Raw genomic sequence first — 11,468 nt, 5'->3', positions numbered from 1 at the left:
GATCAGGCGGAAGACCTTGCGGGCCGTGTCGGCGTCCACCTCGACTTTGAGCGACGGGACGAACTCGACGTCCGCCGACTCGTAGTCGATGCCCGCCTCCTGCAGCGCCGAGCGCACGGGAACGAGGTCGGAGGCTTCGGTGACCACTTCGAACCCCTGTGCGTGCGGCTCGATCTCCTCGGCCCCCGCCTCGAGCACCGCCAGCATGACGTCGTCCTCGCTGGTCCCCTCGCCGGAGACCACGATCACGCCCTTGCGGTGGAAGTTGTACGCCACGCTGCCCGGATCGGCCATGGTTCCGCCGTTGCGGGTCATGGCTGTCCGCACCTCGGCCGCTGCGCGATTGCGGTTGTCGGTGAGGCACTCGATCAGGAGGGCGACGCCGTTCGGGCCGTACCCCTCATAGATGATCGTCTGGTAGTCCACCGACTCGCCGGTGAGCCCCGCACCGCGCTTGATGGCGCGATCGATGTTGTCGTTGGGGACCGAGGTCTTCTTCGCCTTCTGGACGGCGTCCTGCAGGGTGGGGTTGCCCGCGAGATCGGCGCCGCCGATCTTCGCGGCGACTTCGATGTTCTTGATGAGCTTGGCGAACGACTTGGCGCGGCGGGAGTCGATGACCGCCTTCTTGTGCTTCGTCGTCGCCCACTTGGAGTGGCCGGACATGCCTCCAGTTTACGGGGCCGGGCGCACCCTCACCGTCCGAGGATCTTCTGCAGGGTGCGCAGATTGCGGTTCGTCGTCGATGACCGGTACGCGTTCCGGGCGAGCAGCTTCGCGAAGGGCGTGCCGAGCGTGGTCCCTTTCACCGGGTTCCAGTACAGGACGCCGGCACCGCGCGCGACCGGGTCGGCGACGGGGTCGAGGGCGGCGGCTAGATCGGTCAGCTCGTCGAGCACGGCTTCGTCCGAACCGAAGATCACCCATGGCTGGCGCTCGGCGACCGCCGCGTCGAAGGGGAACGCCGCGATCGCCTTCTCGACTTCTGCCGCCGTGACCAGTACGATCCACGCGTCGTAGCCGAAGCGCTCGCGCAGTGCATCCTCGATCGAGGACTTCAGCTTCGCGCGCTTCGACGGGGCGGCATCCGTCTCGAACGCGACGTTGCCGCTGGCGAGCACGGTGCGCACCTCGGCGAAGCCGAGTCCGTCGCGCATCAGGGCGGTCAGGTCCGCATTTCGGATCGTCACCCCGCCCACGTTCACGCCGCGAAGCAGCGCGACCCATGCGGTGGTCACCGGGGCCGCCGGATGTCGGGATTCGCACGCATGGCAGAACGCTAGCCTGGGACGCCTCTGGTGTCAGGCGGCGCGCACGGTATCGAGGAACACCTCGTGGAACCGCCGCTCACCGGTGACCTCCGGGTGGAACGACGTGCCGAGCAGCGTCCCGTGGCGGACGGCGACCACGCGGCCGTCGTCGAGGCTGGCGACGGTCTCGACGCCCGCTCCGACGGTCAGCACGAGCGGCGCGCGGATGAAGACGGCGTGCACCGGGGGGTCCCCGAGCAGCGGCACGTCGAGGTCGGTCTCGAACGACTCGACCTGACCGCCGAACGCGTTGCGCTGCACCGTCACGTCGAGACCGCCGAAGGTCTCCTGACCCTCGATGCCGTCCGTGATGCGATCGGCCAGGAGGATGAGCCCCGCACACGTCCCGTAGACGGGCATGCCGGCGGCGATGGCCTCGCGGATGGGCCCCTGCATCCCGAAGGCGCGCGACAACTTGTCGATCACACTGGACTCGCCGCCCGGGATCACCAGTCCGTGCACGTCCGCCAACTCGGTGGGGCGGCGCACGAGATCGACATCGGCGCCGAGGTCGGCGAGGACGCGTGCGTGCTCACGCACGTCGCCTTGCAGCGCGAGCACACCGACGCGAGGCCGTTTCGACACGCTCGCGACCGGTCCGCCGCTACCAGCCGCGCTCGGCGAGGCGGTGCGGTGCGGCGAGGTCGGTCACGTTGATGCCGACCATCGCCTCGCCCAGGCCGCGCGACACGTCCGCGATGACCTTGGCGTCGTCGTAGAAGGTGGTCGCCTTCACGATCGCGGCAGCGCGCTGCGCGGGGTTGCCCGACTTGAAGATGCCCGATCCGACGAAGACGCCGTCTGCGCCCAGCTGCATCATCATCGCGGCATCCGCGGGGGTCGCGACGCCGCCGGCGACGAAGAGCACCACCGGGAGCTTGCCGGTCTCGGCGATCTCGGCAACCAGCTCGTAGGGCGCCTGCAGCTCCTTGGCCGCGACGTACAGCTCGTCCTTGGTCAGCGAGCGGAGGTGATTGATCTCGCCGGAGATCTTGCGGATGTGCTTGGTCGCCTCGGACACGTCGCCCGTGCCGGCCTCGCCCTTGGAGCGGATCATCGCCGCGCCTTCGTTGATCCGGCGCAGGGCTTCGCCCAGGTTGGTCGCCCCGCAGACGAACGGAACGGTGAATTTCCACTTGTCGATGTGGTTGACGTAGTCGGCGGGCGAGAGAACCTCGGACTCGTCGATGTAGTCGACACCGAGCTCCTGCAGCACCTGCGCCTCGACGAAGTGCCCGATGCGGGCCTTCGCCATCACCGGGATCGAGACCGCCTCGACGATGCCGTCGATCATGTCGGGGTCGCTCATGCGCGAGACGCCGCCCTGCGCGCGGATGTCAGCCGGAACGCGCTCGAGCGCCATGACCGCGACCGCTCCGGCGTCCTCGGCGATCCGAGCCTGTTCGACGGTGACGACGTCCATGATGACGCCGCCCTTCAGCATCTCCGCGAGGCCGCGCTTGACGCGACTCGATCCGTGCTGGGGGGCGTGCGAGGAGGCGGTGGTGCTGTCAGTCATAAGAATCGATTCTAGTTCGGCTCGGACGCCGCCCCCGCCGCGGCAGCGAGCCACCGGCGGGCGGCTGGACCGGGCAGTCGATGCGGGGTCAGGCGTGCCAGGCGTCGGCGACGGTGCGGCGGACTTCGCCCAGCAGCTGGGGCAGGGCCTTCGTCTTCGCGATGATCGGAAAGAAGTTCGCGTCGGCGGTCCACCGCGGAACGATGTGCTGGTGCAGGTGCCCGTCGATGCCCGCGCCGGCGACGTGTCCCTGGTTCATGCCGATGTTGAACCCGTCGCAGGATGAGACCGCGCGCAGGACCGTCATCCCGCGCTGCGTGAGGGCGCCGATCTCGGTGACCTCCTCGGCGGTGGCTTCGTCGTACTGCGAGATGTGGCGGTACGGGCACACCAGGAGGTGGCCGGAGTTGTACGGGAACAGATTCAGCAGCACGTAACAGGTGCGGCCGCGGGCGACGATCAATCCGTCCTCGTCCGACATGTCCGGAGCCGCGCAGAACGGGCACGCGTCACGCAGGGGCTGCGGACCCGCCTGGATGTATGCCATCCGATGCGGTGTCCACAGTCGCTGGAACTGGTCGGGCACGCCGACGAGCGCCGCGGCCTCCTCCAGCGGCAGTTCGCGGTCGTCAGTCACCAGCGTGCCCTTCGACGCGCGCCGTTCTCACGCGAGATCCTCACCCGTGTTCACGAGCGCGCGCGTGGAGATCGCGTCGCGGATACGCCGCACCGCGTCCTCGACCGGGACTCCGTTCTCCTGCGAGCCGTCGCGGAAGCGGAACGACACCGTGCCGGCGGCGCGATCCTGCTCGCCGGCGATGAGCTGCAGCGGCACCTTCTGGGTGGTGTGGGTGCGGATCTTCTTCTGCATGCGATCGTCGCTGTGGTCGACCTCCGCGCGCACGCCCTCGCGCCTGAGCCGCCCGACGATCTCGACCAGGTATTCCGAGTACTCCTCGGCGACAGGGATGCCCACCACCTGCACCGGCGACAACCACACCGGGAATGCGCCGGCATAGTGCTCCAGCAGGATGGCGAAGAACCGCTCGATCGAGCCCATCAGTGCACGGTGGATCATGACGGGCCGCTTCTTGGCCCCGTCGCGGTCGGTGAACTCGAGGTGGAACCGCTCGGGCAGGTTGAAGTCCAGCTGCACGGTCGACAGCTGCCAGGTGCGCCCGATCGCATCATGCACCTTGAGGTCGATCTTCGGGCCGTAGAAGGCCGCCTCGCCCGGCACCTCGGTGAGCTTCAGGCCGCTCGCAAGAGCCACCCGCCGCAGCGCGTCGGTCGCCTCGGCCCAATGCTCCTCATCGCCGATCCACTTCGCCTTCTCGTCGTCGCGCATCGACAGCTCCAGCTCGAAGTCGCTCAGACCGAAGTCGCGCAGCAGCGACAGCACGAATTCGAGGACGTCCGCCACCTCGCCCTCGAGCTGCTCGGGCGTGACGAACAGATGGGCGTCGTCCTGGGTGAACCCGCGCACGCGCGTCAATCCGTGCAGCGCGCCCGAGAGCTCGTTGCGGTAGACCGTGCCGTTCTCGGCGAGACGCATCGGCAGATCGCGGTAGCTGCGGGCGCGCTCCCGGTAGATCAGGATGTGCATGGGACAGTTCATCGGCTTGAGGTAGTAGTCCACGCCGTGCTTGGTGATCTCACCGCTCTCGTCCCGCTCCTCGTCCATGTGGATGGGCGGGAACATGCCCTCGGCGTAGGTGACGAGGTGGTTGGACTCGACGAACAGGTCCTTCTTCGTGATGTGGGGCGTGTACACGTAGGTGTACCCCGCGTCGCGATGGCGGCGCAGCGCGTGCTGCTCCATCTCCTGACGCACGATTCCGCCGCGCGGGTGCCAGACCGAGAGCCCGGAACCGATCTCGTCGGGAAACGAGAACAGGTCCAGCTCCTTGCCGAGCCGGCGGTGGTCGCGTTTGGCCGCCTCCTCCAGCCGCTGCTGGTAGGCACGCAGCTCGTCCTTCGACGGCCAGGCCGTTCCGTAGATGCGCTGCAGCTGGGGATTCTTCTCGCTGCCGCGCCAGTACGCGGCCGCCATTCGGGTGAGCGTCCAGCCGTTTCCGATCGTTCGGGTGCTCGGCAGATGAGGACCCCGGCACAGGTCCTTCCAGACGACTTCGCCGTCGCGGTTCACGTTGTCGTAGATCGTGAGCTCGCCGGAGCCGACCTCGACAGAGGCCCCCTCGGCCGCCTCCCTGCCTGAAGCGGCGCCTCCCTTGAGCCCGATGAGTTCGAGCTTGAACGGCTCGGCCGCGAGTTCGGCGCGTGCCTCCTCGTCGCTGACGACACGACGGACGAACCGCTGGCCCTCGCGGATGATGCGCTGCATCTCCTTGTCGATGGCCTTCAGATCGTCGGGCGTGAACGGATGCTGAACCCCGAAGTCGTAGTAGAAGCCGTCCGTGATCGGAGGCCCGATCCCGAGGTTGGCCTGCGGATGTATCCGCTGCACCGCCTGCGCCAGGACGTGAGCTGCGGAGTGGCGCAGGATCGCGAGCCCGTCGGGGCTGTCGATCGAGACCGGCTCCACGACATCCGTCTCCTGGATCGTGGTGGCGAGGTCCTTCAGCTCGCCGTGAACGCGCAGGGCGACGACGGAGCGATCGGGGAAGAGGGCGAATCCGTCGGCCGGATAGGTCACGTCCGGCGGGAGGGCGGCGTCAGTCAAGGGACTCTCCAGAGGGTGGCTCGGATCAAGGCTACTCAGCTTCGGGCGCGCACCGCGCCCCGCCCGCTCAGGCGCCGAGCGTTCGCGTGCCGACGGCAGCGACGGAAGTCGCATTCGGCAGCCGGCGCAATCCCATGCCCACAGTCTAGTTCGGCAGCCGACGGCCGATCCGGGCGGCGCAGCGGCACCGCCGACGACCGCAACAGAACGATCGCCTGCCGAGCGGACCTTTCGGGATGGGCAGAACTGCCCATCCGCATCGTGCCTGAATGGGTCGTCCGCCCGATTCGGCCGCGGGCGCTTCTTTCTAGCGTCGAGACATGGACATCTCGCAGAACAGGAGGCGGAGCGATGGACACTCGATCGTTCCCGACATCGGCCGAGTCGGCTGACATCGTCATCATCGGCGGAGGACAGGCCGGACTGGCCCTCGGCTATCACCTCGTCCGAGCGAGGCGGGACTTCGTGATCCTCGACGCCGGAAGCCGGGTCGGGGACGCCTGGCGGACCCGATGGGACTCGCTGCGGCTGTTCACCCCCGCCAAGTTCGACGGACTGGACGGGATGCCTTTCCCCGGCGACCGGCTGGCGTTTCCGACCAAGGACGAGCAGGCCGACTACCTGGAGGCCTACGCGGCGCGATTCGCGCTCCCGGTTCGTACCGGCATCCGGGTGGAGCGCGTTCGGCAAGACGGCGACGGATTCCTCGTCGAGGCGGGCAGCCGGCGGTGGCGGTCGAACAGCGTCGTGCTCGCGACCGGCGCGGAGCAGGTGCCGTTCGTTCCGGTGTTCGCGGATCGGATCGCCGGATCGATCCTGCAAGTGCACTCCAGCGACTACCGCAACCCCGCCCAGCTGCGTCCCGGCGCGGTCCTGGTCGTCGGGCTGGGCAATTCCGGGGCGGAAATCGCCCTGGAGCTGAGCTCAGACCGCGAGGTGCTGCTCGCAGGCGAGCCGGTGGGTGAGCTGCCCTTCCGCCACGGACGGAGCGCGGCCCGGTTCGCGCTGCCGCTGATCCGGTTCGCCGGCACTCGGGTGCTCACGCTGGCCACCCCGGTCGGCCGGAGGGCCGCTGCCCGGTTCAGCGGGCCGCCGCTCATCCGCACCCGGCTGCGCGATCTCGCCGCGGCCGGCGTGACGCGCGTGCAGCGGATCACGGACGTCGCCGACGGTCTCCCCCGCACCGCCGACGGACGGATCCTCGATGTCGCGAGCGTGGTCTGGTGCACCGGCTACCGCGAGGATTTCGGCATCCTGGACCTGCCGGGCGCGTCCGCGCAGCGACCCGATCACGAGCGTGGCGAGGTGTCGGCTGTTCCCGGCCTCTATCTGCTCGGGCAGGAGTTCCTGTTCGCGGCGGCTTCCGCCACACTTCCCGGCGTCCGTCGCGACGCGAGGTATCTCGCGTCGCGGCTCGCGGCTCCGGCCGGCCGGCGATCAGACGAGCCGATGCTGGTAGGCGTAGGCCGTCGCGGCCGCGCGTGACGCCAGGTCCAGCTTGGCGAAGATGTTGCCTAGGTGCCGGGCGACGGTCTTCTCGCTGAGGTACAGCTCCGCCGCGATCGCCTTGTTGGTCAGGCCGGACGCGACCAGTCGGAGCACCTCGACCTCTCGGCCCGTCAGTGGCGCGTCGCCGGGCGTCCTGCCCGCGACGTCCAGCTCCCGAACGCTCGGGGTGGCCCCCAGCTGCGTGAAGATGGCTCGAGCGGCCTGGAACTCCACGTCGGCGGACGCGGCGTCCTCGAGGACTCGATGCGCGCGCGCGATCAGGGATCGGCATTGCGCCAGCTCGAACGGGACGTCGAGGTCGCGCCAGAGCGAGCTCGCGCGGCGGGCCTCGGCGAGCGCGCCGTGCGCGTCGCCCTCCTCCAGCAGCACCGCAGCGTGGGCCTGACCGGCTGAGGCTCTCAGCATCGGCATCCGGCTGTCAGAGCTGCCTATGCGCAGCTCGTCTGCGGCCGCGCGGGCGTCCGCGAGGTGTCCCGCAGCGAGCTCGATCGCCACCAGTGCGGGCAGCAGCCGCCGGCGCGTTCCGGGATCGGTGCCATCGACGGCGCCCCGGATGAGAGCCAGCGCCACCTCGCCGTGACCACGAGCCAGGAAGAGCAGGGCCAGCCCCGGCTGCGGCTCGAATCCTGTCTCGCCGGCGCGGCGGTAGGACGCCTCCGCCGCCTCGAACTGACCCCGCAGCCGCTCGATCTCGCCCTTCTGGTAGAACGCGCCGTACGCCGCCTCGCGGTCGCCTCGCTCGAACCGCTCCTCGGCCAGCAGCGCCGCGCCGTATGCCTCCGACCAGGCGCCGTGGAGGCAGTACAGCGCCGCGCGATAGGCCTGGCACTGGGCGCTGAACGGGATCATGTCGGGGCGCGCGGCGCACCACTGGTCCAGTGCGACGGTCCACTCGTGAGCGCGGCGCAGATCGTAGGCCAGATGGCACGTGCCGATCACAGCGCAGTAGACGATCCCCGCCGGCAGGGGCGAGATCTCGTCCGCGGTGACGGCGACCATGGCCTCGTCGAACAGGCTCATCCCCTCTTCCACCTGACCGGCCATGACCCGCGCCTGGCCTTGCCCGAGCCTTGCGAGGCAGAGGATGTCGCGGTCGCCGAAGCGCTGCGCGAAGTCGACGAGCTGATCGAATGCCCGCAGCGCGCCGTCGGCGTCGCCGGAGTACAGCGAGCCGAGACCCAGGGGAATCAGGAGGAAGCCCTCGGCGTCCCCGGGCTCGCCGGGTCCGTGGACGAGCCGCTGGGCCCGCGCGAGCCAGCCGCCGCCGCGCGCTCGGCTTCCCGAATTCGTCAGCTGGATGCCGAGCCACGCAGCGCATCGGGCGGCGCCGGTGATGTCGTCGGCGGCCAGGAAGGCCTCGTGCGCCCGCGTGAGCGTGTCGACACCCTCGCTCTCGAGGCCGAGCAGGAACGCGGTCGTGGCGGCCAGTTCCAGGTCGCGGGCCGGCAGAGGCCTGCTCCTCTGGGCATCGCCGAACGCGTCCCGGGCAGCGGTCCACCGGTGCTCCTGGTATGCGACGCGCGCGAGCTCGAGAGCGGCAGTCATGACGGTCCGACTTCCGATCCGCTGGAGGTCGCCGCCGCTTGGGGTGCCTCGCGGATGCCGGTCACGCTACGCCGACGCGGCGAGGGCGACAAGCCCTCGCGGGGCAATGGACGGGCGCACGTGATATCCGGCGTCGCTGCGCTGGAGCATCCGGCTCAGAGGTGCTTCAGGGCCTCGCGTCGAGTCAGCGGACTGAGCGCCGAGGCCTCGGCGTACTCCCGGACCCACTGCGGATGCACTCGCGCGCACTCGCGGAGCGCCCAGCCGATCGCCTTGCGGATGAAGAACTCCGGATCGGCGAGGTTCGGCGCGATCACGTCCGCCAGGAGCTCGAGGTCGATGCGCTCGCGCCTCCCGAGCTGCGAAAGGATGGCGATCCGCCGGATCCACATCTCCTCGTCGGTGCTCCACCGCCGCACCTGCGCCGCCGTCGCGGCCGGCTCGCGGTCCAGCAGTCCGGCGAGGCGGTGGGCGAGGTGGTCGGTGTGATCCCACCACCGCCCCGTCCTCACCATGTGCTCGATGAGCGGCACGACGGCCTGATCCGCGGATGCCGCACCGACGGCGAGCAGCGCCGTCGCGGCGTATCGCTCCTCCCGGTACTCGGCTTCGTCCCAGAGCGTCCGGGCGGCATCCCGGAGTCCTGCCGGCTCCATGGGGCCGGCCCCCTTCGCGGACGCGCGCGCGATGCGCCGCACGACGGGCACGCTCACTCCCAGGAACGGCATCGCGGATTTCATGTAGGCCTGTTGACCAGGGGCGCGAGACGGGTCGGCCGACGAGCGCAGCGCGGTGCGGATATCCTCGACGATCGCAGTCATGGCGCCGGTGCGATGCCCTTCGGCGGGTGGCAGTCCAGGCAGCGCGTGCACAAGCCGTCGGGCTCGCGGGGGAAGGGTGCGAAGCGGTCGAACTCGAGATCCCGTCCGCACCCGTTGCAGCGCTTGGTTCCGTCCGGGTGGCGGGCGTTGCGGGCCCGCGTGATCTCGTCGTTCGTGCGCGCGGCACGGCGGAGCCGATCGTTGCGTTGTTTCACACGACCGAGCACGGTGCGCTCTTCGGCGGTGAGATGGGTCCTCTGATACATGGCCCTCCTTCATGGAGGCATTGCTCGCGCAGTAGGACGATCAAGTGAGACGGCTCCCCCAGGAGCGATCTCGTCGTCCGACCGGGGTTCGGATCCCCGGGCACTTCCGACCATAGGCGCTGCGTCGGCAGAATGTGCGCAAACAGATGAGTGTGGTGCACATCACTGTCGAGGGCTGTCCCGCCGTCGATCCGCGGCTCATGGCCGAATGCAGAAAACCCCCGGGATTCCGGGGGTTTTTCTGTGCGCGATACTGGGATCGAACCAGTGACCTCTTCCGTGTCAGGGAAGCGCGCTACCGCTGCGCCAATCGCGCCTGTTCAGGCTGTTCAGTTGAGAGGTGAAGGGGGCGGAACTGGAGGTGGCGACGGGATTCGAACCCGTGTAAACGGCTTTGCAGGCCGGTGCCTAGCCGCTCGGCCACGCCACCGCGTGTGGTTTGACCCCACGTGCCGTGATCTCCTCGAAAGGAGATCTCTGCACTCGAGCGGATGACGAGACTCGAACTCGCGACCCCAACCTTGGCAAGGTTGTGCGCTACCAACTGCGCTACATCCGCGTTTCCTGGATTGCTCCAGGCGCGTGAACGACTTTAGCCGATGAATTCGGACTCGCCAAACCAGCCTGGGCGCGCGCGTGTCACGCGCACGCACGGTCGCTCGCGCCCGGAGCATCCGGTAGGATCGAGACTCGGCCCGCAGGGCCACGGGCGATTGGCGCAGTTGGTAGCGCGCTTCCTTCACACGGAAGAGGTCATCAGTTCGAGTCTGGTATCGCCCACCCCGAAGCCGCGTCACCCTTCGACGGCCCAGCCGTAACGGTGATGCAGCGCGTCGGCCACGCGGACGAATCGCTCCCGATCCAATGCGGACGCCTCTCGCCGCATGCCCTCGTCGTGCACGCTGTAGAGCTGTTCGATGTCGATCCACGACGGGCGGCCGCGAGAGTCCCACGGGCCGGTGCCGATGCTCAGGAAGTTCCGCTCGCCGTCGTGCGCCTTGCTCGTCAGGCGGACGGCGAAGACGCGCGTCGCGTCCTGCCGCCCGATGATGAGGACGGGGCGATCCTTGCCGCGGCCGTCGTTCTCGGTGTACGGAACCCACGTCCACACGATCTCGCCGGCGTCGGGATCTCCATCGCGGTCCGGCGCGTAGGAGATGCGCAGCCCCGCCGGGCCGGGCGGGTCGACCCCGACGGTCGCCGACATCCCGCTGCGGCCCACCTCGTCGTCGCCACCAGGAGGGGCGACGTGCGGCTCGACGGCGACGCGCGGAGCCGTGGTGGACGTGCGCTGAGCACCGAACAGGCGCGACAGCGCCCCGAGCATTCCCCTTCGTGGCGTCACACTCAGACACTAACGGCCGACACAGCAGGAGGCCCCGCGACCGAAGTCGCGGGGCCTCCTGTGCTGAGGTACGGGTCAGGCCCTCGAGTCGGCGAGGACGTAGCCCTCTTCGCCGTGCACGATGGTGTCGATGCCGGCGATCTCGTCCTCGTTCTTGACGCGGAAGCCGATCGTCTTCTGGATGGCGAAGCCGATGATCCACGCGAGCACGAACGAGTAGATCAGCACCGAGAAGGCCGCGATCGCCTGGACCAGCAGCTGAGTCGCGTTGCCGCTGTAGATGAGCCCGGTGGTGTTGGCGAAGAAGCCCAGGTACAGCGTTCCGATGAGACCGCCGACAAGGTGGATGCCCACGACGTCGAGCGAGTCGTCGAAGCCGAGCTTGAACTTCAGCTCGATCGCGAGGGCGCAGACCGCACCGGCGACGAGGCCGAGGACGATAGCCCAGATCGGCGTCAGGAAGGCGCACG

At 69.2% G+C, this 11,468-nt stretch carries 11 protein-coding genes, 4 tRNA genes and 1 pseudogene; 2 read left to right on the top strand and 14 right to left on the bottom strand.

The window, feature by feature from the left end:
- The 6 genes from VFX99_RS07040 to thrS all read right to left on the bottom strand — a co-directional run.
- Positions 1-666 (bottom strand): YebC/PmpR family DNA-binding transcriptional regulator (locus VFX99_RS07040; protein WP_329665592.1); only part of this gene is annotated, 666 nt, incomplete at its 3' end.
- A gap of 29 nt (positions 667-695) precedes the next feature.
- Positions 696-1,238: a DUF1697 domain-containing protein gene (locus tag VFX99_RS07035; protein WP_329665591.1), complete on the bottom strand. Its 543-nt coding sequence runs from the start codon at positions 1,236-1,238 to the stop codon at positions 696-698.
- Positions 1,239-1,301: 63 nt separating this feature from the next.
- The gene (gene pdxT / locus VFX99_RS07030; protein WP_329665590.1) at positions 1,302-1,895 is read right to left on the bottom strand and encodes a pyridoxal 5'-phosphate synthase glutaminase subunit PdxT; all 594 of its coding nucleotides are present in this window, start codon (positions 1,893-1,895) and stop codon (positions 1,302-1,304) included.
- A 19-nt stretch (positions 1,896-1,914) separates the two neighbouring features.
- Positions 1,915-2,829, bottom strand: coding sequence for a pyridoxal 5'-phosphate synthase lyase subunit PdxS (gene pdxS, locus VFX99_RS07025; protein ID WP_329665589.1), 915 nt, complete (start codon positions 2,827-2,829; stop codon positions 1,915-1,917).
- Between the two features lie 88 nt (positions 2,830-2,917).
- Positions 2,918-3,466, bottom strand: a complete 549-nt coding sequence (locus VFX99_RS07020; RefSeq protein WP_329665588.1) for an HIT domain-containing protein — start codon at positions 3,464-3,466, stop codon at positions 2,918-2,920.
- A 27-nt stretch (positions 3,467-3,493) separates the two neighbouring features.
- Positions 3,494-5,512 (bottom strand): threonine--tRNA ligase, encoded by a 2,019-nt coding sequence (thrS, locus tag VFX99_RS07015; protein WP_329665587.1) that lies wholly within the window; start codon positions 5,510-5,512, stop codon positions 3,494-3,496.
- A gap of 351 nt (positions 5,513-5,863) precedes the next feature.
- On the opposite strand from thrS, the gene VFX99_RS07010 reads away from it, so the two are divergent.
- Entirely contained in the window at positions 5,864-6,997 is a 1,134-nt protein-coding gene (locus tag VFX99_RS07010) for an NAD(P)/FAD-dependent oxidoreductase (protein WP_329665586.1), read from the top strand.
- Here the strand turns inward: VFX99_RS07010 and VFX99_RS07005 are convergent.
- The 6 genes from VFX99_RS07005 to VFX99_RS06980 all read right to left on the bottom strand — a co-directional run bounded on the left by VFX99_RS07005 (position 6,950) and on the right by VFX99_RS06980 (position 10,212).
- Complete coding sequence (locus VFX99_RS07005) at positions 6,950-8,566, bottom strand: helix-turn-helix transcriptional regulator (RefSeq protein ID WP_329665585.1); 1,617 nt, start codon at positions 8,564-8,566, stop codon at positions 6,950-6,952. The two genes, VFX99_RS07010 and VFX99_RS07005, sit on opposite strands and share 48 nt — an antisense overlap.
- Before the next feature lie 155 nt (positions 8,567-8,721).
- Complete coding sequence (locus VFX99_RS07000; RefSeq protein ID WP_329665584.1) at positions 8,722-9,387, bottom strand: DNA alkylation repair protein; 666 nt, start codon at positions 9,385-9,387, stop codon at positions 8,722-8,724.
- Positions 9,384-9,653, bottom strand: a complete 270-nt coding sequence (locus tag VFX99_RS06995; RefSeq protein WP_329665583.1) for a hypothetical protein — start codon at positions 9,651-9,653, stop codon at positions 9,384-9,386. The genes VFX99_RS07000 and VFX99_RS06995 overlap by 4 nt, the downstream gene beginning before the upstream one ends.
- Positions 9,654-9,897: 244 nt before the next feature.
- Positions 9,898-9,969: transfer RNA gene (locus VFX99_RS06990), tRNA-Val, on the bottom strand.
- Positions 9,970-10,009: 40 nt separating this feature from the next.
- Positions 10,010-10,083 (bottom strand) — tRNA-Cys (locus VFX99_RS06985).
- A 56-nt stretch (positions 10,084-10,139) separates the two neighbouring features.
- Positions 10,140-10,212: transfer RNA gene (locus VFX99_RS06980), tRNA-Gly, on the bottom strand.
- 148 nt (positions 10,213-10,360) lie between these two features.
- Between VFX99_RS06980 and VFX99_RS06975 the strand changes: the two genes are divergently transcribed.
- Positions 10,361-10,433: transfer RNA gene (locus VFX99_RS06975), tRNA-Val, on the top strand.
- Between the two features lie 13 nt (positions 10,434-10,446).
- On the opposite strand, the gene VFX99_RS06970 is transcribed toward VFX99_RS06975, so the two are convergent.
- Positions 10,447-10,998, bottom strand: coding sequence for a type II toxin-antitoxin system PemK/MazF family toxin (locus VFX99_RS06970; RefSeq protein ID WP_329665582.1), 552 nt, complete (start codon positions 10,996-10,998; stop codon positions 10,447-10,449).
- A 75-nt stretch (positions 10,999-11,073) separates the two neighbouring features.
- A pseudogene (locus tag VFX99_RS06965) lies at positions 11,074-11,468 on the bottom strand (ammonia channel protein); the annotation flags it as partial.

The sequence above is a fragment of the Microbacterium sp. genome (assembly GCF_036277215.1).
Taxonomy (GTDB): Bacteria; Actinomycetota; Actinomycetes; order Actinomycetales; family Microbacteriaceae; genus Microbacterium.
The sequence above is the reverse complement of the archived record's forward strand: the minus strand, read 5'-3'. Positions and strand labels throughout refer to the sequence as shown.

Coding starts and splice junctions, on each gene's coding strand:
- pdxS (WP_329665589.1), bottom strand. CDS start 2,829: ATGACTGACAGCACCACCGCCTCCTCGCACGCCCCCCAGCACGGATCG.
- VFX99_RS07010 (WP_329665586.1), top strand. CDS start 5,864: ATGGACACTCGATCGTTCCCGACATCGGCCGAGTCGGCTGACATCGTC.
- VFX99_RS07005 (WP_329665585.1), bottom strand. CDS start 8,566: ATGACTGCCGCTCTCGAGCTCGCGCGCGTCGCATACCAGGAGCACCGG.
- VFX99_RS07000 (WP_329665584.1), bottom strand. CDS start 9,387: ATGACTGCGATCGTCGAGGATATCCGCACCGCGCTGCGCTCGTCGGCC.
- VFX99_RS06995 (WP_329665583.1), bottom strand. CDS start 9,653: ATGTATCAGAGGACCCATCTCACCGCCGAAGAGCGCACCGTGCTCGGT.